Below are 26,583 nucleotides of genomic sequence, written 5' to 3'. Positions count from 1 at the left end.
CACATAACACGTATCTCTTAGGTAAGGAGGTGATCCAACCGCAGGTTCCCCTACGGTTACCTTGTTACGACTTCACCCCAGTCATGAATCACAAAGTGGTAAGCGCCCTCCCGAAGGTTAAGCTACCTACTTCTTTTGCAACCCACTCCCATGGTGTGACGGGCGGTGTGTACAAGGCCCGGGAACGTATTCACCGTAGCATTCTGATCTACGATTACTAGCGATTCCGACTTCATGGAGTCGAGTTGCAGACTCCAATCCGGACTACGACAGACTTTATGAGTTCCGCTTGCTCTCGCGAGGTCGCTTCTCTTTGTATCTGCCATTGTAGCACGTGTGTAGCCCTACTCGTAAGGGCCATGATGACTTGACGTCATCCCCACCTTCCTCCGGTTTATCACCGGCAGTCTCCTTTGAGTTCCCACCATTACGTGCTGGCAACAAAGGATAAGGGTTGCGCTCGTTGCGGGACTTAACCCAACATTTCACAACACGAGCTGACGACAGCCATGCAGCACCTGTCTCAGCGTTCCCGAAGGCACTCCTCTATCTCTAAAGGATTCGCTGGATGTCAAGAGTAGGTAAGGTTCTTCGCGTTGCATCGAATTAAACCACATGCTCCACCGCTTGTGCGGGCCCCCGTCAATTCATTTGAGTTTTAACCTTGCGGCCGTACTCCCCAGGCGGTCGATTTAACGCGTTAGCTCCAGAAGCCACGGTTCAAGACCACAACCTCTAAATCGACATCGTTTACAGCGTGGACTACCAGGGTATCTAATCCTGTTTGCTCCCCACGCTTTCGCACCTGAGCGTCAGTCTTTGTCCAGGGGGCCGCCTTCGCCACCGGTATTCCTCCACATCTCTACGCATTTCACCGCTACACATGGAATTCTACCCCCCTCTACAAGACTCTAGCCAACCAGTTTCAGATGCAATTCCCAAGTTAAGCTCGGGGCTTTCACATCTGACTTAATTGACCGCCTGCGTGCGCTTTACGCCCAGTAATTCCGATTAACGCTTGCACCCTCCGTATTACCGCGGCTGCTGGCACGGAGTTAGCCGGTGCTTCTTCTGCGGGTAACGTCAATTGACAAGGGTATTAACCTTATCACCTTCCTCCCCGCTGAAAGTACTTTACAACCCTAAGGCCTTCTTCATACACGCGGCATGGCTGCATCAGGCTTGCGCCCATTGTGCAATATTCCCCACTGCTGCCTCCCGTAGGAGTCTGGGCCGTGTCTCAGTCCCAGTGTGGCTGATCATCCTCTCAGACCAGCTAGAGATCGTCGCCTAGGTGAGCCTTTACCCCACCTACTAGCTAATCCCATATGGGTTCATCCGATAGTGCAAGGTCCGAAGAGCCCCTGCTTTGGTCCGTAGACATTATGCGGTATTAGCCACCGTTTCCAGTAGTTATCCCCCTCTATCGGGCAGATCCCCATACATTACTCACCCGTCCGCCGCTCGTCAGCAAGAAAGCAAGCTTTCTCCTGTTACCGCTCGACTTGCATGTGTTAGGCCTGCCGCCAGCGTTCAATCTGAGCCATGATCAAACTCTTCAATTAAAAGTGTTTGATGCTCAAAGAAATCGAAAACTTAGCTTATTCATTATATGAATTAACTTGTTAGTCACTCTTCAAGACTTGATACATCTAATTTTTTAGAAGATATCGTCTCTGCGAGTGCCCACACAGATTGTCTGATAATTTGTTAAAGAGCAGTGCAACTATCGCTGCCGTTTCCGGTCTTCTGCGTTGTTGCGAGGAGGTGCATTCTACATCTTCCTCATTCAGTGTCAAGCGCTAATTTATCAGGCTTTTCACTTTTTCTTTTGTTCTCTCAGCCGGTTCGCTTAGCGCCCTGTGCCGTGACAACGAGGGCGCATTATAGGGAGTTTTGTGAAGCTGGCAACACTTTTTTTTGATTTTTTTACCGACCGTTTAATTTTCCAACAAATTTAACTTAAAGCGCCAATTTTCTGAGCGTTTTAAAGCCAAAATCGGCTAAAACCGGTTTTAATAATTCACTATACTCATCTTCTTTAAGACAGTAAGCAAAACTAATTTCTTTTGAACCTCTGATTTTATCTTGATTTACAACTAACCACGCAGTTCTTCTTGCAATTGCACCACCAGAATCAATAATTCGAGTACCATCAGGCAAAACAGAAAGTAACTCTTCTTCTAATAGAGGAAAATGGGTACACCCTAATACTACCGTATCTGGTGGCTCTTTCATTTTAAGCCAAGGAGCTAAAATTCTACGTAGCTCATCGCATGACACCTTTTCGCCATGCAGTTTTTTTTCAGCCAACTCCACCAGCTCTGCAGAACCTAATAGATGCACTTTACACTCTGTCGCAAAGCGTTCGATAAGCTCATGAGTATAAGGTCGCTTAACCGTTGCTCTTGTGGCTAATAGACCGACCACACCATTACAGGTAAGTTTTGCTGCAGGTTTAATCGCAGGAACAACACCAACAATGGGGATATCAGTAAATTTAGCACGTAAAGCAGGCAGACTTACTGTACTTGCGGTATTACAAGCGATCACAATCGCTGCTAACTCATGCTGTTGCGCGACAGCACTGACGATACGAACGACACGCTCGATAATAAACTCTTGAGGTTTCTCACCATAAGGAAATGCTTCATTATCGAAAACATAGATATAGTGAGCATCCGGCAGTTTTTCACGGATCTCTCGATAAATAGATAAACCGCCAACCCCTGAGTCAAAAACTAAGACAGTGGGATTAGCGGTAGATTGTGCATCAGAAGTTGTAGCTTCCGGTGAGGAAATATTCACGTCCTGGCGTGCGATAGCCATAAGCTGTCTCATAATCTTTATCAAACAGGTTGGCTATTCTACCACGAATTGAGAGATGAGATGTAATAGGATATGACGCAGTTAAATCCCAAAGACTTACCCCACCTAAAGAAACATTCTTATTTGTGCCATAATCTTTATCTGTACGCTGACCAATATATTGGTAAGTAACTCCTATATCGAGTTTCTCAACTTGCCAATCAAGTTGATATTTCAACTGTTGACGAGCCCGACGATCAAGACGTTGGTGTGTTCCTTTATTTCTAGTATCTATATATTGTAAATTAAAGGTATGATGGAAAATCCAAGTATCCATTTCTCCAGTAAATTCAACACCTTTAATTAACGCTTTGCCAATATTATAATTTTTCCATCCTTGCTTATCATCGGCTTCAATCAAATTAGTAATATTATTTCTATATGCAGTCAAACGCCACTCTAAAGGCCCTGTTATCCCTTCAAAGCCTCCCTCCCATTGTTTACTTTCTTCTGGCTGTAAATTTGGGTTGCTTCCCCATGTACTATAGAGTTGCATCAGTGTTGGTGCCTTATACGCAGTACCATAACCACCAATCACGCGATAACCTGCCACAAATTCCCATGCTAAATTCGATTGCCAAGTCGTATGCCAACCATATTCAGAATGCTTATCCGAGCGTACTGATGCTTCAGCAATAACATCGCCTAACTTTTGCTGCCCTGTTAGATATAAACCCGTATTATCGAAATGTTCTTTATTAGGGAATCCATTAGAGCCCGCTTTAATTGATTGACGCTGCCAATCAATACCCCCCCCAATACTGCCATTTCCTAATAAAAGGTGATTACCCCACTGAACATTATATTGTTCGGAGTTGGTAAACCGGCTACCTTTACCATAACGACCTTGATGTGGATCGTAATCATAATCTTTGGTGTAGTTATAACTGGTATTCAAATAAGAAGAGTAGTTATCACGATGAAACTTCACACCACCATCATAAGTGCGGCTAAATAGTGCACGAGTATCAGTAATAATGGTATTATCGTTATAATCTGGCTCAGCATCATAAGCCATACGATTATCAAAACCATAAGCCCGTGCATATACAGAAACGTTATCATTTATATCGTGATTAACGCCTAACCATAGTGACTTATTCATAAAACCATCACGATCAGGTTGAGGATGCCCTCCTGTATTACCTCTCGCTTCTACATCATAGCCTTTGGTATAGAGATAACTACCTGCCACCGTTAGTGTTGTTTTATCACCGATTTTTTGTTTTACAGAGCCATCATATTCTTGATAACCATGAGAACCCATTGTGGCATTGAGAGTGCCACCTTCGTTTTCTCTTTCAGTTAGAATATTAATTACCCCACCAATTGCATCAGATCCATAAACCGAAGAGCGAGGCCCTCTTATATATTCAATCCGCTGAACAAGAGAAAGGGGAATTTGGCTAATATCAGAACTTCCTGAAACATTCGCCTGATTTAAACGTACACCGTCTACTAAAATAAGAACATGGTTTGAATTTGTACCTCTCACAAATATTGAGCTTTGTTGCCCTATACCACCACTTTGTGCTACATCAATCCCTGGCATTCTACGCAATACATCAAGCACACTATTGCTCTGCCAGCGATCGATCTGTTCACGATCAACAATAGTCACTGGCGCTAAAATAGAGGAGGTAGGTTGTTGAAAACGATTAGCAGTCACACTCAATGTATTATCAGCCTGTGCAAATAGGTTGAAACTGCTCGTCATAACACTTAAAGCAACACTTGAAAGAAAAAATACTTTTTTATTATTCATGAAATCTGCATCCAACAGAAATAAGTAGCAGGATGCCGCCAAAATTAAATAAAACGCGTACTTAATTTTACATGCGACAAATGTTCGGCAGGTCTTCGGACTCTAGGTTAAATACTCTGAGCATTTAAGATAATGACTTCCCACAGCACTGATTTTGGTGCATTGCAGTGTCTTTTATTATCCTTGATCCTATTACCGCTGCGCGTCAGTTCTGGCTTTGCACCAGATTCCCTTTTCACTCCATATCGGAGACCGAATCGCTATGCTACGATGCCAACTTCACTGAGTCCAGAAATTGAACATGAAGAATACTGGACATCTTCATGAGGATCTCTACAATTTCGCTCGCTTAACTTTATTACTGCCAAAAACAAGGCGAGATACCATGCAAAATTCATTACCAACGCAAACATACCAGTCTCAACTGAATGAAAAGACCGAACGCCTACAAAAGATGATGGCACCTTTTAATGCGCCTAATGTGGAAGTTTTTTCATCACCAGAACAACATTATCGTATGCGTGCAGAATTTCGCATCTGGCATGAGCAGGACGCTCTGTATCATATTATGTTTGATCAAGAGACTAAGCAGCGTATCCGCGTTGACCAATTTCCAGTGGCGAGTCAACTGATTAATCAGATGATGGTAGCTTTATTGGCAGAAATAAAAGATAAACCAACACTGCGCCATAAATTATTTCAAATTGATTATCTTTCAACCTTAAGCAATAAAATCATTGTATCGTTGTTATATCACAAAAAAATTGATGAGACTTGGCAACAAGAAGCGACAGCATTACGCCAAACATTAATTGCTCAGGGGTTTGATGTGCAATTAATTGGCCGTGCATATAAAACTAAAATTATGCTCGATAATGATTTTGTCGATGAAGTATTACCTGTTGCTGGTCAACAGATGATCTATCGTCAAGTAGAAAATAGCTTTACCCAACCTAATGCACAGGTCAATATTAAGATGTTGGAATGGGCACTATCAGTCACTGAAAACTCAACCGGTGATCTGTTAGAGCTTTATTGTGGTAACGGCAATTTCTCTCTCGCCCTTGCACGTAATTTTAAGCGAGTGCTGGCCACTGAGATAGCGAAGCCTTCAGTGCATGCAGCGCAATATAATATCGCGATGAACCATATTGATAATGTTAAAATTATTCGTATGTCAGCGGAAGATTTTACTCAAGCAATGAATGGCATAAGGGAATTTAAACGCTTAGAAGGGATTAATCTACAAGATTACCAATGTGAAACTATTTTTGTTGACCCACCACGCAGTGGTTTGGATGAGAAAACTGTTGAGTTGGTCAAGAATTACTCGCGCATTTTATATATCTCTTGTAATCCCCAGACTCTGTGCCAGAATTTAGAAACGCTGATCAAAACTCACAAAATCAGCAAGTTAGCACTTTTTGACCAATTCCCTTACACCCATCATATGGAATGTGGTGTGTTATTGGAGAAAAGATAACTTTTAGTTTTAGAAGTTATAGTAGAAATTACCACTAAAACCCCAATAAAAACAAAACACCAGTAAGTGCACTTACTGGTGTCAAAATCTCGCTGTGTTTACAACCAAAAGCTGATAACAATTAATATTGCTCTGCTTGCGATGCTTTCTCAGCGTCTTCTTCCTGTTCACGTAGACGTTTACGCTGTTTAATTTGACGATAAATCCATAGAGCAATAATCACAATACATACAGAAGAAAAGAAGTTAGAGCCCATTTCAGGGTTAGAGGTTTTTAAATAAGCATTGTAACCAAATAGCCCTAATAAAAAGAATGAGAAAATTAACTTAGGCATACCATCAGTCATTGGTTGATTTAAATAACGTTGGTATAAGCAGTAAACAGCTAGAACTAAACTAATCAGTGGAAAAATAGACCAAGGTCCAGTAAGTGGGTTAAATAAAGTTGAGTAACTACCATGTAAAGCAACACCGATAACTACGGAAAGTAATAGTGTGCTTTTTTCACAGCGATTTTGTTCCATCATTTATCTCCTTTCTGATGCATTTTTTTCTTTATTTCGGGGTTATTTTGTAGAGGTGTTTCTAAATCACGTCGATACCAATAGTAAGCGCCTTTGGCAATCATCCGTAGTTGTATTACTAATCTTTCTTCTAATTGTTGGCGTTTTTCAATATCAATATCTAATGCTTCTGCCCCTGCACTAAATACGATAGTCACCATCGCTTCAGCCTGCATTTCAGTAAAATAACGTGGCATATTACTTTCTTGCTCAAGATAGTCTGCCAGTTCTGCAATAAAATGTTGGATCTCTCGTGCGACAGCGGCACGAAATTCAGCAGATGTGCCAGAGCGTTCACGTAACAATAATCGAAAAGCATTCGGATTATTACCAATAAATTCCATAAAGGTAGAAACCGATGTACGGATCACACTTCCACCTTTAGCAATACGCTGTCGTGCTTGTCGCATCAATTGACGTAGCATCAGTCCACTTTCATCGACCATAGTTAACCCCAACTCATCAACATCTTTAAAATGACGATAAAATGAGGTAGGTGCAATACCCGCTTCTCGCGCCACTTCTCGTAAGCTTAGGCTAGTAAAACTACGTTCTGCACTGAGTTGGCTAAAAGCTGCTTCAATCAAAGAACGGCGGGTTTTTTCTTTTTGTTTCGCTCTGATGCCAATATTATTACTCACAGCAATCCTGATAATCCAAATGTGGTTTATAACCAATATATCAAATTTTTACAGAAAATAAGTACGTACCGTTATCCATAACGACACATTCAGATAAAAAACTAAATAAAGTGTGACTAATGCCCCTAATGTCAATTGGGCTATTATTCATTCTAATGTTAATATGTCGTTGTCGTTTTGTATAAAACAGGTCTCTTCCTATGCAACATTCTCATTTCGATGCAATTGTAATCGGTTCAGGTCCTGGTGGTGAAGGCGCGGCCATGGGGCTGGTTAAACAAGGAAAACGCGTCGCCGTCATTGAACGTTATGATCAAGTCGGTGGTGGTTGTACTCACTGGGGAACTATCCCTTCAAAGGCTCTACGCCACGCGGTCAGTCGTATTATCGAGTTTAATCAAAACCCGCTCTATAGCGACCAATCTCGCCTGATCAACTCCTCTTTTTCTCAAATACTACGCCAAGCCAGCACGGTAATCAGTCAACAGACTAAAATGCGTCAAGGCTTCTACGAGCGTAATCATTGTACGATGTATTCAGGCGAAGCTGCTTTTATTGATGATCATAGAATTAGCGTACGTTATCCTGATGGTACTTGTGATATTCTCAGTGCAGATAATTTTATTATTGCCACAGGCTCTCGCCCTTATTGCCCACCGGATGTTGATTTCTCACACTCTCGTATTTATAACAGCGATACCATACTCGACCTTGAGCATGAACCTCGCCATGTCATTATTTATGGTGCTGGGGTCATTGGTTGTGAATACGCTTCTATTTTTAGAGGTCTAAGAGTAAAAGTTGATTTAATTAATACTCGTGATCATCTACTGTCATTCCTTGATCAAGAAATGTCAGATGCACTCTCTTACCATTTTTGGAATAACGGTATTGTTATTCGACACAATGAAGAGTACGACACCATCGAAGGCGTTGATGATGGCGTTATTGTTCATCTAAAATCCGGTAAGAAAGTCAAAGCCGATTGTCTGCTTTATGCTAATGGTAGAACGGGTAATACCGATACGCTTGGTTTAGAAAATGTTGGGATCAAAACCGATAGCCGTGGACAAGTGGCAGTTAATGCGCATTATCAAACCAGTTGTGAACATATCTATGCAGTAGGTGATGTGATTGGCTATCCAAGCTTAGCCTCTGCGGCTTATGATCAAGGGCGCATTGCAGCACTTGCGCTTACCACAGGCACCTCGGAAACGCATTTAATTGAAGATATTCCAACGGGTATCTATACCATTCCAGAAATCAGCTCTGTGGGTAAAACGGAACAGCAACTCACCGCAATGAAGATCCCCTATGAGGTCGGTCGTTCACAATTTAAGCATCTTGCTAGGGCCCAAATTGCAGGTATGAATGTCGGTAGCTTAAAAATTCTTTTTCACCGTGAAACCAAGCAAATTTTAGGTATTCACTGCTTTGGCGAGCGCGCTGCTGAAATAATTCATATCGGCCAAGCAATTATGGAGCAGAAAGGAGAAGGCAATACTATCGAATACTTCGTTAATACCACCTTCAACTATCCAACCATGGCGGAAGCCTATCGCGTTGCTGCTTTAAATGGTTTAAATCGCTTATTTTGATGCTGCTTTCTTAGCCTCATAAAATGCGGTCATATGATCACGGATTGTCTCTGCTAATTGTTCATAACGATTACGCAAAGGCGATCCGGGGCGATAAGCCAAAATAATAGAACGTGATGGGTTAGGTGAAGTACAATCTAAATAGCAAACGCCATCGCGTTTTTGTGCTTGAGGTACCGCTAAATCAGGTAAAAGTGTAATACCACTTCCTGCAGCGACCATATTACGCAATGTTTCTAAACTAGTTGCTCTAAAATGGGTATCTTCTTTAGCCCCTGCTTGGAAACAAAAACCTAAAGCTTGATCACGTAAGCAATGCCCATCTTCTAACATTAATAAACGTTGGCCTGCTAAGTCCCCCATCGGCACTGATTTGCGATCATGCCATGGATGCTCATCATAAATAGCTAATTTCATCGGCTCTTCAAACAAAGGCACTTCTATAAAAGGGGCACTCTCTTTTACCATGGCTAAAATAGCACAGTCGAGTTTACCGCTATCTAACTGAGCTAATAAGCTATTGGTTTGTGCTTCGTGAAGATACATCTCTAACTTAGGGTAGTTTCTATGTAATTCGGGAATAATATGCGGTAATAAATAAGGTCCAACAGTAGGAATAAGCCCAATATGTAACGGCCCTGCCATACTCTCACCTTGTAGTGATGCCATTTCTTGTAGCACTTTCACTTCACGTAATACCGTTTTCGCTTGCTCTACTAGCAATAATCCCTGCTGGGTAAACAGTACTTTGCGACTGGTTCTTTCAAGTAACATAACGCCTAATTCGTCCTCAAGTTTACGAATTTGGCCACTTAATGTTGGCTGGCTCACATGGCAAGAATCTGCCGCACGGCGAAAATGTTTATGCTCAGCTAGAGCCACCAGATATTCCAAATCACGGATATTCATTGCAGATCCCATACTTATTACTGATAGTTAATAGCTATAGATAATATAACAACTGATAAATTTTTCTATCAATCGTGCGTTATTGTAACGTGATTTTTTCATCTTTTATCAATAAATGGTGATATATCAATTGATTAAACTATTATTATCGGTAAGCGTCCATAAAAAAGCAGGGCAGTTCATGAGCCACCCTGCTTTTTTTGAATAATCTGTCAGTTATACAATGGGATAAAACTACTCATCCATATTAAACTGTTTTTTGGCCTCAGTAATGGCATAAGAAACCTGCTGTTGAGATACTCCACCTTTTGCTAATCGTTTATCTAAACAAGATTGCAATGAAAGGATCTCGTAAACTTCAACGGTAATTTTGCTACTAAACTTCTGTAATTCAGATAGCGCCAACTCTTCAAGCGCTTTACCTTGCTCAATTGCACTAACAACAACTTCACCGACAATATGGTGAGCTTGGCGAAATGGCACCCCTTTTGCGACTAAATAATCAGCAAGCTCTGTCGCATTGGCATAACCTTGTTTTGCGGCCTCTTCACAACGAGGACGGCGAACCTGCAACCCATCAAGCACTAATGTTGCCATATGCAAACAATCAGACCAAGTATCAACGGCATCAAACAGCCCTTCTTTGTCTTCTTGCATATCTTTATTATAAGCAAGAGGCAACCCTTTTAGGGTCATCATCATTGCGGTTAATGCCCCTTGTACACGCCCGCACTTACCACGAATAAGTTCTAATGCATCAGGATTTTTCTTCTGTGGCATTAATGAAGAGCCAGAAGTGACTTTATCTGAAAGCTCAATAAAACCTGCTTCCCCACTATTAAAGAAAATCAAATCTTCAGCAAAACGAGAAAGATGCACCATACCAATAGCGGCCGCAGATAATAGCTCTAACACATGATCTCTATCTGATACGCTATCTAAACTATTGTTTGTTGCACTGGCAAAACCCAACCATTGGGCTAATTGTTCACGATCAATATCATAAGCGGTACCCGCCAAAGCGCCACTACCCAGTGGACTTACATCTAAACGCGTTAATGCATCCGCTAAACGACTCTCATCTCTTGCTAACATCTCTTTATAAGCTAAACACCAATGCGCAAAAGTGACGGGTTGAGCACGTTGTAAATGAGTATAACCGGGCATCACAGCATGTTGATTTTGCTCAGCGGTTACCACTAACGCCTTTTGTAATTCAATAATAGCCTGACGTAAATGGGCGACTTCTTCTTTACACCACAATTTTAAATCTGTCGCGACCTGATCATTACGGCTACGTCCAGTGTGCAACTTCTTACCTAAATCACCCACTTTGGCAATCAGTTTGCTCTCTACCCAACTATGAATATCTTCCGCATCACTTTGTAAAATAGAATGAGGATTAGCTGTTACTTCCTCAGACAGTTCATAAAGTGCCTGTTCAAGTTGAGCTTGTTCATCCTGCGATAAGACACCTACTGTGACTAACGCTTTAGACCAAGCTACTGAACCAAAGATATCTTGTTGTGCGAGTCGATAGTCAAACCGCAGTGAATCATTGAATTGTTTAAACCGTTGATCAGCTTGCTGACTAAAACGTCCACCCCAAAGTGCCATAATCACATCCTATTTTGTCTTTGTTAAAAGTCATGCTTGATAAAAATGTAGAGAGTGATGCCTTTTGTCACATCACTCTTCTTGGTCTCACCTTATTTCTTTTTACTTAATGCCCGAATACGTGATGGCAAAGAGTATAGGCGGATAAACCCTTCTGCATGGCTGTGATCATAGACTTCATCTTCACCAAAGGTGGCGAACTCTTCCGAGTAGAGGCTGTTGTCAGATTTTTTCTGAATAGCATTCACATGGCCTTTATAAAGCTCTAACACCACTTCGCCATTTACCTCTGTTGCCAGCGAGTCAGCGGCAGCTTGTAATGAAGCCCGAATTGGCGTAAACCAACGACCGTCATAAACAACATAAGACATCTCTAAACCCAACTGTTGACGCCATTTAAAAGCATCTCTATCCAAAACCAGTTGCTCAACACCACGCAGTGCCGCCATCATAATGGTGCCTCCCGGGGTTTCATAGCAACCGCGAGATTTCATACCGACCAGACGATTTTCCACAATATCAATACGACCAATACCGTGTTTTACGCCTAGCGTATTTAATGTAGCTAAACACTCATAAGGGGATTGAGCTTTGCCATTGATAGCAACCACTTCACCTGCTTTTACCGTTACAGAAACCTGTTCAGGTGTATCAGGGGCTTTTTTCGGATCTACCGTCCATGCCCAGCAATCTTCATTAGAAGCATTCCATGGACTTTCTAACACTCCGCCTTCTGTTGAGATATGCCATGCGTTTTCATCACGACTATAAATTTTCTCAAGTGTCGCCGTGGTTGGAATATGACGAACTTTTAGATAATCCAGTAGGGCTTCACGGGAGCGCAAGTCCCACTCTCTCCAAGGTGCAACCACTTTAAGTTGCGGTGCCAGTGCGGTATAAGTACTTTCAAAACGAACTTGGTCATTACCTTTACCTGTTGCGCCATGCGCCAAGGCATCAGCCCCGAGTTTTAATGCCAATTCAACTTGTGCTTTCGCAATCACAGGACGTGCCATTGAAGTGCCTAACAAATAGCTCCCTTCATATAATGCCCCTGTTTTTAATACTGGATACACATAGTCTTTAATAAACTCTTCTCGTAAATCAACCACATAGCATTCACTGGCCCCTGACGCCAATGCTTTTTGTTCTACGCCTTCCAGATCTTCACGACTTTGTCCCACATCAGCAACAAACGCAACCACCTCGCAATTGTCATAATGCTCTTTTAACCAAGGGATGATAGCCGATGTGTCTAGACCACCTGAATATGCCAGTACAATTTTTTTAATACCTTTCGTCATAGTGATAACCTTTATTCTCAATTGTGTTTATTTCGCCAATATACAAAGCGTTATGTGGTTGTGTTTAAGCTAAAATACGTGTCCCGATCGCCATACCATTAAATAAATCAGTCAGTTTTTCCGCGTGACGCCAACTGGCTATTTCAACAGGACGTCTAAGCGTTCTTGCCGCTTCTAACGCAGCATTAACTTTAACAATCATGCCGTCGGTGATAATGCCTTGGTCGATTAATGCTTGCGCTTTTGTGGCAGATATTTCTGTGAGTTTTTGTCCTTTGCCATCCAAAATGCCACTTACATCTGAGAGCAACACCAAATCTGCTCCTAAGGTTTCAGCAATCGCTGTTGCCGCTTGGTCAGCATTAACATTCATCAGTTCACCTTGGATACTCACACCTATAGAACTAATAATCGGAAGATACCCTGCATTCAGTAATAGATTTAATAACTCAGGAGAGCCAGGTTCAGCATTTCCCACATGACCTAGTTCATCACTAATTTTTGTTACTTTGGCTAATTGACCATCGCCCAAACAAAGTCCGACACCATTTAAACCAAAGCGTGTGGCCCATGACAGCAATGTTTTATTGGCACTTCCTGCCAACGCGCCAGTAATAATGTCAATTTGATCGGCGGGGGTAACTCGTAGGCCTTGTTTTTTAACAACGGGCAATTGCAGCTTTTTCATCAGAGAATCAACCAAACAGCCACCACCATGAACAATCACTAATGGACGACTATGACTAGTACGATATTCTTGTAGTGCTGTAAAAAAACGTGTTAACGCTTTTTCGTTATCTAGCAGTACACCGCCTAGTTTGATAATTAATGGTTCCATAAAACGTCCCTACTCATTATTTAGATAAGTGTTTCGGTTGGTGCAAAACCGAACCGAATGTTCATACATTGCACCGCTTGTGCTGCGGCCCCTTTTAATAAGTTATCTTCCGCACCGACAATAATTAAATGCTCACCTTGTTGTGCTAACCCGATATCACAAAAGGCGGTACCGACAACGGCTTTTAATGCAGGTAGACCTTTGTCATACACACGCACCAACGGTTGGCCTTGATACGCTGTTTCAAATGCCTGCCTTACCTCATTTTCTGTGACACCTTGTTTTAACTTACAGGTGATAGTGGCCAAGATCCCCCTAGCAAAATTACCAAGATGAGGAGTAAAAATGACATCAATGCCAAGGTGAGTAGCAATTTCCGGTTGGTGACGATGCGTAAAAACACCGTAAGGTTGTAAACTCACTTCACAAAAGCTGTTTGTTAAAGACGCTTTTCTGCCTGCGCCACTTACACCGCTGGTGGCATTGATAACAGGCCAGTGAGTGCTGTCTAATAATCCCGCTTCAACTAATGGCTTTAACGACAGCTGAGAAACGGTGGGATAACAACCCGGCACAGCAATAAGTTGAGCCTGACTAATCTGATCAGCGTTCCATTCGGCAAGACCATAAACCGCCTGTGATAACCAATCAGTATTCTTATGCTCGAATCCATAGTATTGTTGGTAGAAATGCTTATTTTGTACTCGGTAGGCGCCGGATAAATCGAACACCACACACCCCTGAGCGAGAAAAATAGGGGCAATGTCATGACTGACTTCATGTGCGGTGGCTAAAAAAACGATATCGATATTTTCAGCGGCATTAGCAATATCGACCATAGGCTCAAGTGGCAAATCAACTAAGCCACGATATTGTGGGTAAAGCTCAGAAAAGCACTTCCCTGCATCTACACTTTGAGCGGATACCATCAGTCTGCTCAAATTCACATGGGGATGCTGCTGAAGATAGGCTGCTAATTCAGCACCGGTGTAACCACTTGCTCCTACAATCAGAGTATTTAACATGTCATTCTTACCTTGTACTATGAACACAAACCGATTAATGTATTTTTATTCAAAAAAAGTGCATGAATATTGATACTATTATGAAGAAAGGCTGTCAACAGTGAATATTAAATTACCTACATTTATTGAGCTTTATCGACAATTAATTGCAACACCCTCAATTAGTGCAACAGATGCTAAGACAGACCAAAGTAACGAGGCACTGATTAATCTGTTGGCTAATTGGTTGGAAACACTCGGTTTTTCAATTGAAATACAACCAGTACCTGAAACCAGAGGGAAATTTAACCTACTTGCTACCCTTGGCAGTGGAACCGGCGGGTTATTACTCTGTGGACATACGGATACGGTGCCATTTGATGAAGGGCGTTGGACTCAAGATCCCTTTACCCTAACGGAAAAAGAAGGCAAGTTATATGGTTTAGGTACGGCAGATATGAAAGGCTTTTTTGCCTTTATTATTGATGCATTGCGAGATATAGATACCTCTCAACTCACACATCCTCTGTATATTCTTGCTACAGCAGATGAAGAAACGTCGATGGCTGGTGCACGTTATTTTGCCGCTAATACCGCTATTCGTCCTGATTTTGCTATTATTGGCGAACCCACCTCATTACAACCAATACGTGCTCACAAAGGGCATTTATCTAATGCTATCCGTATTACTGGGCAATCCGGTCACTCTAGTGATCCGGAAAAAGGTGTCAACGCTATTGAGTTAATGCATGAATCTATCACCCATCTCAGTACACTGCGCGATAGATTAAAAACCCGTTATAACAATCCGGCGTTTGTTATTCCCTATCCCACCATGAACTTTGGTTATATTAACGGTGGTGATGCTGCTAATAGAATTTGTGCTTGCTGTGAATTACATATGGATATTCGCCCATTACCGGGATTAACGCTGCAAGATCTTGATGATCTGCTGCACGAAACATTAGCCCCGGTAAAAGCGCGCTGGCCGGGACGTTTAAGTGTCGAAGCATTGCACGAGCCTATTCCCGGCTACGAGTGTCCGACCGATCATAAAATGGTTGCCGTGATTGAAAAACTACTGGGTGAGAAAGCGCAAACTGTTAATTACTGTACCGAAGCACCTTTTATTCAAGCGCTATGCCCTACGCTAGTGCTTGGTCCTGGCTCCATTGAACAAGCCCACCAGCCTGATGAGTTTATTGATATGGCTTTTATTGAGCCAACTCGTGAATTAATGGGGCAATTAATTGAAAACTTTTGTTTAGCAGAGAAAGCGAAATAATAAAAAATCCTATCGACTTATGTTGAAATGCAAGTTGCAGGTAGGCGATTAGCCCCTGCAACTCGCAATATAACGATTATGCGTTTAATGATTAGCGCAACCAGTTGGTTTTCGCTAATTGCACTATTTCATCGCCACGACCATTAATAATCGCTTTCATCATATACAAGCTAAAACCTTTGGCCTGCTCAAATTTAATTTCCGGAGGCATGGAAAGTTCTTGTTTTGCGGTTACCACATCCACAATAACAGGGCCATCATGTTCAAAGGCTGTTTTTAATGCTTCATCAAGATCTTCGCCTTTCTCAACGCGAATACCTTTAATTCCCGCCGCATTGGCAATAGCGGCAAAATCAGGATTATGTAAATCGGTGCCATCAGTCAAATAGCCCCCCGCTTTCATTTCCATCGCCACAAAACCTAATACGCTGTTATTAAAAATCACCACTTTCACCGGTAAGTTCATTTGAGCCAATGAGATGAAATCACCCATTAACATGGTAAAACCACCGTCACCGCACATCGCCACAACTTGACGTTTTCTGTCCAGTGCTTGAATACCAATAGCTTGCGCCATCGCATTCGCCATTGAGCCATGGTTAAATGAACCAATTAAACGACGTTTACCATTCATTTTCACGTAACGTGCTGCCCAAACTGTTGGCGTGCCAACATCACAGGTAAATACCGCATCATCGTTGGCTAATTCACTTAATCGACGTGCTAAATACTGAGGGTGGATCAACTCACGCTCACTAGGTTGAGCCAATGCATCTAAATCTTTGCGTGCTTTAGCATAATGTTTTAACGAGGCATCAAGATGTGCGGTATCTGTTTTCTCTTTTAATCGCGGTTGTAATGCATTAAGGGTTGCTTTGACATCTCCAACAAAAGCCATATCCACATGGCAATGTGAGCCAATGCTACTTGGATTAAGGTCAATTTGAATAATATTAGCTTTGGCAGGATAGAAAGCGCGATAAGGGAATTGAGTACCTAACAGCACTAAAGTATCGGCATTCTCCATCGCGTGATAACCCGATGAAAAACCGATAAGACCCGTCATTCCCACGCTACATGGGTTATTCCACTCAAGATACTCTTTACCACGTAATGCATGCACAACAGGGGCTTTTAAGGTTTGTGCTAGTTTCACCACTTCATCATGTGCTTGAGCACAACCGGCACCACACATTAAGGTGATATTTTTAGCGTTATTCAGTGCCTCAGACAGTTTTTCGATTTCAAAACGATTCGGCATAATCAGTGGTGATTGTAGTGGATACCAATTTTCATGGGCATCTTCTGGAGCGGGTTTTAACGCTACATCACCGGGTAATACCACCACCGCAACACCCTTTTTCAAAATAGCGGTGCGCATAGCGATAGCCAGAATTTGTGGGATCTGATCGGGATTAGAGACTAATTCACAATAGTGACTACATTCACGAAATAACTCTTGAGGATGAGTTTCTTGAAAGTAATTACTACCAATTTCAGCAGAGGGAATATGAGCGGCAATCGCTAATACGGGAACATGATTACGATGACAATCAAAAAGTCCATTAATTAAGTGTAAGTTACCTGGTCCGCAGGAGCCGGCACAAACGGCTAATTCACCATTGATAGCCGCTTCTGCTCCGGCGGCAAAAGCCGCGACTTCTTCATGGCGTGTGCCCATCCATTCAATGGTACCCATTTTGCGCAAGCTATCACTTAATCCATTCAATGAATCGCCCGTCACCCCCCAAATACGTTTCACACCTGCATTATGGAGCACTTTAGCAATATAGGTTGCAACTGTTTGCTTACTCATGTGACGCATTTCCTTTTTATTTTAGTGGGTAATCTCTCTACATGCTGCCCCAGATATAACAACCGACTCTTTTACCACATCATATAGAGAATACCGTGTTATTAAATCAAATATTAAGAATAACATCTCTTGATTGATTGTCACGGTAGATAGGTCAATTAATAAAGGAAATTAACTATAAAAAATAATACTATTGATAAACGCACTTATCGCTTTTATGACTCATTTCGCATTAAATAAGAATCTATCTCATTTATATTGTATTAAAATCATCAAGTGCTAGACAAAATAAACTTATAGGATTATTTTAATAATTAAACTAATTTTTAATTGCTCTTTTTCTACTATCATTTTATTTAACAATATAGCTGACACATTTCAGCCTTACTCTCTGTCTTTCCTCAATAATTTCAGTTAACTCAAATTGTTAATAAATTTATTACTATTATTTTATTTCATGTCCCATGAAAAAGAGGTATGAAGTAAACATGACATTGGTCACGCTACCTTTTGCTTTTTGTCCTCTAGAATAAAGCCTGTTTATTTTTCTACGGAGATTAACGGATGGACAAAAGTAGAAGTCCGATAAAGGTTTTCTTTATTAGTATTCTGGCAGTCCTTTTCTTAATTTTTATTTCACAATATGTGATTGGTAAAAAAGAAATTAAGATTGGTATTGCAGTCATTCCTATTCTACCAATGTTATTTGCAGTTATTATTGGTATGTTTATGTCGGCTGGATTTACCCGCAAAAAAATTAAAGTTTGGGGTAAATTATTTACAGAAAAAGAAGAAGGCTTCTGCGGTAAAATGGTAGGTTTCAGCCTACTTATTTTAGGTACGCAATATGCTGGCATGATCGTCCCAAATATAAAAATGATTTTAAGTGTCGGTATTCCTTTATTTGTTCAAGAGCTAGGAAACTTATTACCAGTATTAATTGCCGTACCATTAGCCATTAAATTTGGTTTTGGTCGCCGTGCAATTGGTGCATGTTCATCTATTAGTCGAGAACCTTCTATCGCCGTTATTCAAGGTAGATTTGGGACTGGCTCACAAGAATATATTGGTGTATTAGCTATTTACTTATGTGGTTCTGTTATCGGGACTTTATGGTTTAGCGTATTAGGTAGTCTTGCACCATTAACAGGCTTACACCCACTTGCTCTAGCAGCAGGCTCCGGCGTAGGTTCAGGTTCAATGTTAAGTGCTGCATCAGGGGCATTAATTAACGGTTTAGACGAAGCTTTAGCACAACAAGTATTAAGTGTTGCGGCTGCATCTAACTTATTATCTTCTGCACTTGGCGCACTCTCATTAACCTATTTAGGTTTACCTCTTTCAGAAAAAATTTATAAAGTTTTCACCAGAGGCAAAACTGCATGAAAAATATAATTATAGATATGAAATTAGTATTCGTTGCTATTTTACTGGCAATGTTTACTCAAACGTTAACATCAGGGATTGCTATTTATGCAATGTGGGATAGCTTTATTGCTATGTCTGTAGTGGTTTTTATTTCACTCGTTGCTAAACAATATTTACCTTCATCTCTACCAACATTTGCTTATGCAACTATTATCGGGATACTTATTTGTTTACCTGAAACACCTGTAAGAGAGTTTTTTATTAGTTCTATTGGTAAAGTCTCTTTCTTATCTTGTTGTGTACCTTTATTAGCATTTGCTGGTTTATCCGTTGGTGGCCAATTAGAAGAACTGAAGAAAATGTCATGGAAAGTGATCCTTATTTTCATGATTGTTTCTACCTGCTGTTTCTTCGGCGCATCAATCGTCGCACAAATTGGATTTACTATCCAGGGAGTTATCTAATGAATAATATTTATAATGTCAGTGAAAAACTCTTTCAATTAAATGACTTTAGTAAAAAAACACGACAAGATCTGCACAAAATTCCTGAGTTATCAGGTGAAGAATATAAAACATCAAAGTATTGCCGTGAATTGATGGAAAGCTTTGGCTATCAAATTAAAACCTTTGATGGCTATACTGGATTTACTGCCGATTTAATTGTTAATGCTGATTTTCCACTGATTGCCATCCGTGCAGATATGGATGGATTAGAAATGCCAGACTTAACGAACAACGAACACAGCTCTATCCATCAAGGTTGTGCACATAATTGTGGTCACGATACTCATATGACCATTGCATTAACGGCCGCTAAATACCTTGCTGAAAACCAAGCAGAAATGGACGCTAATGTGCGTTTTATTTTCCAAATGGCAGAAGAGGATATGCGTGTTCCTGGTGCTGACAAAATGGTTGAGTTAGGTTGCATGGAAGGCGTTGATGAAACTTACGCACTACATAATGATGCAGCTATCGAAACCGGTTGTGTACGTTTTAATGATGGTGTCATGTCATCTTACGGCTCAGCATGGACATTAGATGTTTATGGTGTTTCTGCGCACGGATCTACACCGCATAAAGGTTTAGATGCTATTCGTGAAGCAACTCGCTTAATTGATTATATGGATTATGTGGTTGCCAAAAAAACTGATCCCTTTAGCCCTGCGGTATTTGGTTGCGGCATGATCAATGGCGGTACTATTCCTAATGCGTTAGCAGATCACGTTCAAGCCCGTGGTACTATCCGCTCTATGGATGAAAATACCGACAAAGTATTAAAAGAAAGCTTTAATGAAATCGTAGCGCGCAGTACAGCGGGTGGATTTAAAACAACATTAACAGCGACAGGCTACCCTGCTGTTATTAACCATCCTACGGCTTATCAGCGTTTACTAGAAGCCACTCGCCAATTTTTACCAGAAGAGAATATCGAATCTAACGGTAAACCAATGACGGGTAGTGAAGACTTTAGCTATATGGTGAATGCCACTAAAGGTAAAGTTGGCGCAATGTTCTTTTTAGGCAGTGGTAATCAAGCTAAAGGTATCAATAACTACCTTCATGCTAATCCTTATTTTGTTGATGATGATTGCTTATTAGTGGGTGCACAGATTTTTGTTAATCTGCTAACTCGCAAATAATTACTTATTCTGCCCTAAGCCCGTTTTTTGCCCCCGCAAAAACGGGCTTTTTAGTCCCTCATCTTAACTGAAGATTTATTCTATTATTTTCTCTTTGCTATTTACCGAAATCAGATCAGGTAACCCCTGATACACTTCTTTGCTATGCCACTGGGTTTCCCACTGCTCTGGCATCTGAATAATATTTCTATCAATATGCGGAGCATAGAGTGAAATAAACTCATGCATATAATCTTTCATATGCGTATGTTTACTTAGGCATATATGTGTATAACTGGGCTGTACTAAGTGATCAATATTGATGCACTTTAATGCTTGGCTATCTTCTATTTCATCATAAGCAACCGTGGCAATCACACCAATCCCAAGGTGGCGCTTGACATAATATTTAATAATTTCGGTATCTGTCGCCGTCAATGCCACTTGAGGTTTAAGATGGTTTTTATAAAACACTTTATCGAGTTTAGAGCCTCGAGTGAAACCAAACACATAGGTAATAAGGGGATATTGGCCAAGTTGTTCAATGGTAACCTGTTGATCATCAGGTAATGATGCAAGAGGGTGATCATAAGGTACTAATAAACTGCGAGTCCAGCGATAGCAAGGCAAAGTAATTAAATCTTCATATAAATGCATCGATTCTGTGGCAATCGCAAAATCGACATCGCCATTTTTTACCATTTCTGCTAACTGAGCAGGAGCACCTTGGTGAAAATGGAGTGAAATATTAGGGTAATAGCGGCGAAAATGATCAATGACGTTGGGTAAGGAGTAACGTATTTGCGTATGTGTTGTGGCAATGTGCAAATCTACTTTTTTATTACGATCTTCTTCTGCCACAATACTTTTAATTTTATCAACCTGTCCAAGAATATCGCTAGCTATTTTATGGACCTCTTTCCCCATAGGACTAAGTGCTAATAAATTATTATTTTTACGGACGAATAAAGAAACACTAAGTTCGTCTTCTAATATCTTAAGTTGCTTACTAATCGTTGGTTGTGAGGTATAGAGTTTCTCTGCCGCATTCGTAATGTTAAAGTCATTTCGCACTACTTCAACAAAGCTTTTCAGTTGATTAATATTCATGAGGAGTACCTGGGTTAATTGGCACAAGCATGCCGTTAATTATTGATTTTATAAAAATAATTATTGTTAATATTTATACTACAATGTCATTACTCAAATTATCTGCTCTTATGCCTAGTGGATATTATGACATCTCCTCTCTTTTTGCTCTCTTAATAAGAATAGTGATATCTACTTAATTATCCACTGGCTTACCTTATCTATTTGCTAGAATAGAAAAGTGACTGCACCAAATCTAGCAATGACTGTTTTTATTTCTGTGTTTTAGCACAACGAATAATAGATGATTTCATCCACATTAAAGCAGATATTAACTATTTATTATGCATAATTTGACTATCAATATATTATTTCTAATCAAAAAATAAAAATCCAACATAACCCATTGTTATATAATAATATTTACTATTAGCTTTTTATCGCCATCTTCATCTAACTTAATTCAAATTTACAACCATTAACATCATGGATTTTACACAAAAGTCATATTCAGCTATGATATAGGTCACATTTTTTACTTAGAGGCTTCGTTTTGTTATATCAAAACAACGACAAAAAATCCCTAATCTTTCATTTAACCTCATCTATACTTAATAAGTGTTCCATAAGCTATTAGTTCACCCTCACTATTTAACTATGTAGAAGTAAACTGTTTTTTAGTGAATTATTACCACTCTCTTTTCTCGCTATAAAATAGTCACTTCATTTCGTTTAATTATTAATTGAATAACAACAATTTACTAATACCTTAATTGAAAGGTCACTTAATATGAAATTGAAGAAAAAAAGAAACAAACCATTAAGAATCAATGATATAACCATTATTGATGATAGCAAACTTAAAAAAGCCATTACTGCGGCAGCGTTAGGTAATGCAATGGAGTGGTTTGATTTTGGTGTATATGGCTTCTTGGCTTATGTATTAGGTCAAGTGTTTTTCCCTGGTGCATCACCTGGCGTACAAATGATCGCAGCACTTGCGACATTCTCAGTCCCATTCCTTGTTAGACCATTAGGTGGGGTTGTATTTGGTATGTTGGGGGATAAGTTTGGACGACAAAAAGTCTTATCTGTCACCATCATAATTATGGCATTAAGTACTTTTGCTATCGGTCTTATTCCTGGGTATGACACCATTGGAATATGGGCACCCGTCTTACTGTTATTAGCAAAACTAGCCCAAGGTTTCTCAATTGGTGGTGAGTACTCAGGTGCGGCGATTTTCGTTGCCGAATATTCACCAGACCGTAAACGGGGCTTTATGGGAAGCTGGTTAGATTTCGGCTCTATTGCCGGCTTCGTTATGGGGGCGGGTGTTGTAGTCCTTATCTCAACTATTATGGGTGAAGCTGCATTCCATGAGTGGGGATGGCGTATTCCATTCTTCTTGGCATTACCTTTAGGTCTGATTGGCTTATATTTACGTCATGCCTTAGAAGAAACCCCGGCATTCCAACAACATGTTGATGAAATGAACAGCGATGATCGTAAATCTATCGAAAATCCGCCACGTGTTTCATTACGAGAAATCGCTTCCAAGTATTGGAAAAGTTTAACGGTATGTGTGGGCTTAGTGATTGCGACCAACGTCACCTACTACATGCTGCTAACCTATATGCCAAGTTATTTATCCCATAACTTAAATTATTCCGCCGATCATGGGGTCTTGATCATCATCGCGATTATGATAGGGATGCTATTTGTTCAGCCTGTGATTGGATTACTGAGTGATAAGATTGGTCGTAAACCTTTTGTTATCGGGGGTAGCGTTGGACTGTTTATATTGGCATATCCGGCCTTTATGATGATTAACAGTGATGAAATCGGCTTAATTTTCTTAGGATTATTAATTCTTGCGGTTTTATTAAACTGTTTTACTGGGGTGATGGCCTCTATTTTACCGGCTATTTTCCCAACCCATATTCGTTATAGTGCCTTAGCTATTGCATTTAATATTTCGGTATTAATTGCTGGTGCCACACCAACTGCAGCGGCTTGGTTAGTTGAAGCGACTGGCAATTTATATATGCCCGCCTATTATCTAATGGTAGTTGCTGTTGTCGGTTTGATAACGGGTATAAAAATGATTGAAACAGCCAACAAACCATTACGTGGAGCAACACCGGCAGCATCAGATAAATCAGAAGCGAAAGAGATTTTATCTGAGCACTATGACAATATCGAACAACGTGTTGAAGATATCGAAGCGGAAATTGAAGCATTACAGAAAAAACGCCAAGCGCTTATCGATCAACATCCAAAATTAGATTAAGAGAGGTTACATGCACTCAGCGCCTGTTCATTTAGTTTGGTTCCGTCATGATCTAAGAGTGACCGATAATAAAGCGCTCTTTTATGCTTGCCAAAATACACAGGCGCAGGTGCATGCCATTTTTACCGTCACGCCTGCACAGTGGAAAGCCCATCATATGGCTTTATCACAGCAGGCGTTTATTCATGATGCATTGCTTAATCTTTCCCATTCGCTAGCTAAATTAAATATTCCACTGACACTTATCATCAGTGATACATATGCTGATGCGGCACAAAGTATTGTGGATTATTGTCAGCAACATCAGGTCACTGCGCTATTTTTTAATCATCAATATGCGCTTAATGAGCAAAACCGTGATAAAAAAGTAATGGAATTACTCGCCCATAACACCACGGTTTATTGTTACCACGATAACGTTTTTGTGCCACCGGGGAATGTTGTGACCCAACAAGGAGAGATGTACAAAGTCTTTACTCCTTTTAGAACCGCATTTTTACGGCTATTTCTGTCGCAAGATAATGCTTCATTACCAGCCCCCGAAATAAGAGCACACCAAAAAGCCGTTTCACCGTTAAGTGCACCACTTTTTGCACTACCAATATCATCAACCAAGATGTTCCCAGCAAGCGAACAAGCAGCGTTACAGCGTTTAAAACAGTTCTGCTATGAAAGGGTGATACATTATGCAAAATGGCGAGATATTCCTGCTATTGATGGAACCAGTCAATTATCCCCTTATCTTGCCATAGGCCTAGTGTCTGTGCGCCAATGTTTTAATCGCCTTTACCAAACAGAGCCTGATTTCTTAGAAAATAACCATTCCAGTGCATTTGTTTGGTTTAATGAGTTAGTTTGGCGCGAGTTTTATCAACATTTAATAGTTGCTAACCCGAGTTTATCCAAACAGATAGCTTTTCAACCATGGACAGAAAATATTCGCTGGCGTAATGACCAAACTGAATTTACCGCTTGGACACAAGGCTTAACAGGCTTTCCTATTATTGATGCCGCGATGCGACAACTGAATCAAACCGGCTGGATGCACAATCGCTTACGTATGCTGACGGCAAGTTTTTTAGTCAAAGATCTATTAATTGATTGGCGCTGGGGGGAAAATTATTTTATGTCACAATTAATTGATGGTGATTTCGCATCAAATAATGGTGGCTGGCAATGGGCAGCATCAACAGGCACTGATGCTGTGCCTTATTTTCGTATTTTTAATCCGACCACCCAAGGACGTAAGTTTGATCCTGATGGTGAGTTTATCCGCCACTGGCTACCAGAGCTTGCTGATGTCCCAGATCGCGATATCCATACTCCTTCTGAATGGGCAATCAAAACAGGTCACTACCTCGATTATCCACAGCCAATTGTTGATCACGCCAAAGCACGAGTAACTGCAATTGCGTCTTATGAAGAGGCCAAAAAAAGGTAAAATAGCGCGATATTATCTCTCAATCCTTGGCGGGCTATTGTGAAAACACCGATTATTTCTGTTATCGTTCCTATGTTTAATGAGGCATCTCGCATTACGCGATTATTAGAGAGCCTACTTTGCCAAACCTTTCACGACTTTGAAGTGATCATTATAAATGATGGCTCAACGGATAATAGTGTTGACATCGCTATGCTCTATTGCCAACAAGATAATCGTTTTCACCTTTATCACCAAACTAACCAAGGGTTATCTAGCGCGAGAAATACTGGCTTAAAATATGCTCAAGGTGATTGGATAGTCTTTTTTGATAGCGATGATTTTATTAAACCTCAATTACTCGCACATTGGCATCAATTAGCCTGCGAACAACATATCGATGTATTAATAGGCAATGGTGAACGCTATGATGTACATAATCCACAAAAGCATCAAACTACCATCCACCAACGTCAACCTTATCAACAAGTGATCAGCGGTCAAGAGTGGGTGATCCATGCCGTTACGCAACATCAATGGCCACATTTTGTTTGGTTACAATTTATTCGCCACGAAATAATCAAAAAACATCACCTACGCTTTATTGATGGCCTTTATCATGAAGATATTTTGTGGACGACACAACTTGCACTAGTCACTCAACGTATCGGCTTTGATGATCAACCTCTTTATTACTATTGCGCTAACCCTAACTCTATTACGCGTAAACCTAATCCACAAAAAGAAGCCAAACGCGCACAAAGTTATTTGCAAATTGTTATACAACTCTTGCAGCTTGCAGATAAACAACATCAACCACTATTAGCCAACGCGTTGCGCCAACAAGCACTACGTGAACTTGGCAGTTTCTTTATTCTTTTTCGTAAACGCTGTGATACAAAAAACCAAACCATCATTGCACAGCAATTTAGGACTTATCACCTCTTTCCAGCCCTTAATAAAGGCGCCCAAAATTGGCATCAACGTTGGTTTATTTGCCGTGTTTATTGCGTTCTTTATTGGCACCGTTGGAAAAAAAGATAAAAAAACAGCGCTAAATTTAGCGCTGCGCTATTTTACTAATAGAATAACCCAATTG

At 40.7% G+C, this 26,583-nt stretch carries 20 protein-coding genes, 1 rRNA gene and 1 riboswitch; of the genes, 9 read left to right on the top strand and 12 right to left on the bottom strand.

Annotated elements, in window-relative coordinates; translation table 11 throughout:
* Nucleotides 1-22: 22 nt before the first annotated feature.
* From AACQ49_RS14260 to btuB, 3 genes are all read right to left on the bottom strand, one after another.
* A 16S ribosomal RNA gene (locus AACQ49_RS14260) occupies nt 23-1,565 on the bottom strand.
* A gap of 397 nt (nt 1,566-1,962) precedes the next feature.
* Nucleotides 1,963-2,829, bottom strand: a complete 867-nt coding sequence (murI, locus tag AACQ49_RS14255) for a glutamate racemase (RefSeq protein WP_004246377.1) — start codon at nt 2,827-2,829, stop codon at nt 1,963-1,965.
* Entirely contained in the window at nt 2,774-4,633 is a 1,860-nt protein-coding gene (gene btuB / locus AACQ49_RS14250) for a TonB-dependent vitamin B12 receptor BtuB (protein WP_087741169.1), read from the bottom strand. The genes murI and btuB overlap by 56 nt, the downstream gene beginning before the upstream one ends.
* Nucleotides 4,634-4,702: 69 nt before the next feature.
* Nucleotides 4,703-4,905: riboswitch (cobalamin riboswitch) on the bottom strand.
* A 113-nt stretch (nt 4,906-5,018) separates the two neighbouring features.
* On the opposite strand from btuB, the gene trmA reads away from it, so the two are divergent.
* Nucleotides 5,019-6,116 (top strand): tRNA (uridine(54)-C5)-methyltransferase TrmA, encoded by a 1,098-nt coding sequence (gene trmA / locus AACQ49_RS14245; RefSeq protein ID WP_161779128.1) that lies wholly within the window; start codon nt 5,019-5,021, stop codon nt 6,114-6,116.
* A gap of 121 nt (nt 6,117-6,237) precedes the next feature.
* Here the strand turns inward: trmA and AACQ49_RS14240 are convergent, their stop codons facing one another.
* Together AACQ49_RS14240 and fabR are read right to left on the bottom strand one after the other, a co-directional pair.
* Complete coding sequence (locus AACQ49_RS14240; RefSeq protein ID WP_004249699.1) at nt 6,238-6,639, bottom strand: YijD family membrane protein; 402 nt, start codon at nt 6,637-6,639, stop codon at nt 6,238-6,240.
* Complete coding sequence (gene fabR / locus AACQ49_RS14235; RefSeq protein WP_004246383.1) at nt 6,639-7,319, bottom strand: HTH-type transcriptional repressor FabR; 681 nt, start codon at nt 7,317-7,319, stop codon at nt 6,639-6,641. Before fabR ends, AACQ49_RS14240 begins: the two co-directional genes overlap by 1 nt.
* A gap of 200 nt (nt 7,320-7,519) precedes the next feature.
* Here fabR and sthA point away from each other — a divergent pair, with 200 nt between their 5' ends.
* Nucleotides 7,520-8,917 (top strand): Si-specific NAD(P)(+) transhydrogenase, encoded by a 1,398-nt coding sequence (gene sthA, locus AACQ49_RS14230; RefSeq protein WP_004246384.1) that lies wholly within the window; start codon nt 7,520-7,522, stop codon nt 8,915-8,917.
* Here sthA and oxyR read toward each other — a convergent pair.
* The 5 genes from oxyR to argC form a co-directional block, all read right to left on the bottom strand.
* Nucleotides 8,909-9,826: a DNA-binding transcriptional regulator OxyR gene (oxyR, locus tag AACQ49_RS14225; protein WP_004249700.1), complete on the bottom strand. Its 918-nt coding sequence runs from the start codon at nt 9,824-9,826 to the stop codon at nt 8,909-8,911. The two genes, sthA and oxyR, sit on opposite strands and share 9 nt — an antisense overlap.
* Nucleotides 9,827-10,060: 234 nt before the next feature.
* Nucleotides 10,061-11,443 (bottom strand): argininosuccinate lyase, encoded by a 1,383-nt coding sequence (gene argH / locus AACQ49_RS14220; protein WP_161779127.1) that lies wholly within the window; start codon nt 11,441-11,443, stop codon nt 10,061-10,063.
* 92 nt (nt 11,444-11,535) lie between these two features.
* The gene (locus AACQ49_RS14215) at nt 11,536-12,747 is read right to left on the bottom strand and encodes an argininosuccinate synthase (protein WP_004246387.1); all 1,212 of its coding nucleotides are present in this window, start codon (nt 12,745-12,747) and stop codon (nt 11,536-11,538) included.
* A gap of 64 nt (nt 12,748-12,811) precedes the next feature.
* Nucleotides 12,812-13,585: an acetylglutamate kinase gene (argB, locus tag AACQ49_RS14210; RefSeq protein ID WP_060554987.1), complete on the bottom strand. Its 774-nt coding sequence runs from the start codon at nt 13,583-13,585 to the stop codon at nt 12,812-12,814.
* A 20-nt stretch (nt 13,586-13,605) separates the two neighbouring features.
* On the bottom strand, nt 13,606-14,610 hold the full coding sequence (gene argC, locus AACQ49_RS14205; RefSeq protein ID WP_049219373.1) for an N-acetyl-gamma-glutamyl-phosphate reductase: 1,005 nt from the start codon (nt 14,608-14,610) through the stop codon (nt 13,606-13,608).
* 100 nt (nt 14,611-14,710) lie between these two features.
* Between argC and argE the strand changes: the two genes are divergently transcribed.
* Complete coding sequence (gene argE, locus AACQ49_RS14200; RefSeq protein ID WP_004249893.1) at nt 14,711-15,874, top strand: acetylornithine deacetylase; 1,164 nt, start codon at nt 14,711-14,713, stop codon at nt 15,872-15,874.
* Nucleotides 15,875-15,965: 91 nt separating this feature from the next.
* Here the strand turns inward: argE and poxB are convergent, their stop codons facing one another.
* Nucleotides 15,966-17,690, bottom strand: coding sequence for a ubiquinone-dependent pyruvate dehydrogenase (gene poxB / locus AACQ49_RS14195; RefSeq protein ID WP_004246391.1), 1,725 nt, complete (start codon nt 17,688-17,690; stop codon nt 15,966-15,968).
* Nucleotides 17,691-18,254: 564 nt separating this feature from the next.
* Here poxB and AACQ49_RS14190 point away from each other — a divergent pair.
* Genes AACQ49_RS14190 through AACQ49_RS14180 form a run of 3 tightly spaced genes read left to right on the top strand, consistent with a single transcriptional unit; the run spans nt 18,255 to nt 20,703 of the window.
* A complete protein-coding gene (locus AACQ49_RS14190) occupies nt 18,255-19,076 on the top strand; it encodes a DUF3100 domain-containing protein (RefSeq protein ID WP_004246392.1) in 822 nt (273 codons plus the stop codon).
* Entirely contained in the window at nt 19,073-19,522 is a 450-nt protein-coding gene (locus AACQ49_RS14185; RefSeq protein ID WP_004246394.1) for a hypothetical protein, read from the top strand. Before AACQ49_RS14190 ends, AACQ49_RS14185 begins: the two co-directional genes overlap by 4 nt.
* A complete protein-coding gene (locus AACQ49_RS14180) occupies nt 19,522-20,703 on the top strand; it encodes a M20 metallopeptidase family protein (protein ID WP_161779126.1) in 1,182 nt (393 codons plus the stop codon). The genes AACQ49_RS14185 and AACQ49_RS14180 overlap by 1 nt, the downstream gene beginning before the upstream one ends.
* Before the next feature lie 75 nt (nt 20,704-20,778).
* On the opposite strand, the gene AACQ49_RS14175 is transcribed toward AACQ49_RS14180, so the two are convergent.
* Entirely contained in the window at nt 20,779-21,792 is a 1,014-nt protein-coding gene (locus AACQ49_RS14175; RefSeq protein WP_004246397.1) for a LysR substrate-binding domain-containing protein, read from the bottom strand.
* 769 nt (nt 21,793-22,561) lie between these two features.
* Between AACQ49_RS14175 and proP the strand changes: the two genes are divergently transcribed.
* From proP to AACQ49_RS14160, 3 genes are read left to right on the top strand one after another with little or no spacing between them, the layout of a single operon-like run.
* Nucleotides 22,562-24,064, top strand: a complete 1,503-nt coding sequence (gene proP, locus AACQ49_RS14170; protein WP_004246398.1) for a glycine betaine/L-proline transporter ProP — start codon at nt 22,562-22,564, stop codon at nt 24,062-24,064.
* Between the two features lie 10 nt (nt 24,065-24,074).
* Complete coding sequence (gene phrB / locus AACQ49_RS14165) at nt 24,075-25,505, top strand: deoxyribodipyrimidine photo-lyase (RefSeq protein WP_049199257.1); 1,431 nt, start codon at nt 24,075-24,077, stop codon at nt 25,503-25,505.
* A gap of 39 nt (nt 25,506-25,544) precedes the next feature.
* Nucleotides 25,545-26,528, top strand: coding sequence for a glycosyltransferase (locus tag AACQ49_RS14160; RefSeq protein ID WP_049210413.1), 984 nt, complete (start codon nt 25,545-25,547; stop codon nt 26,526-26,528).
* Nucleotides 26,529-26,583 lie beyond the last annotated feature (55 nt).

It is taken from the genome of Proteus sp. G2675 (assembly GCF_963886535.1).
GTDB lineage: Bacteria > Pseudomonadota > Gammaproteobacteria > Enterobacterales > Enterobacteriaceae > Proteus > Proteus mirabilis.
Note: the sequence above shows the minus strand (reverse complement) of the source record. Positions and strands in the feature narration are given on the sequence as shown.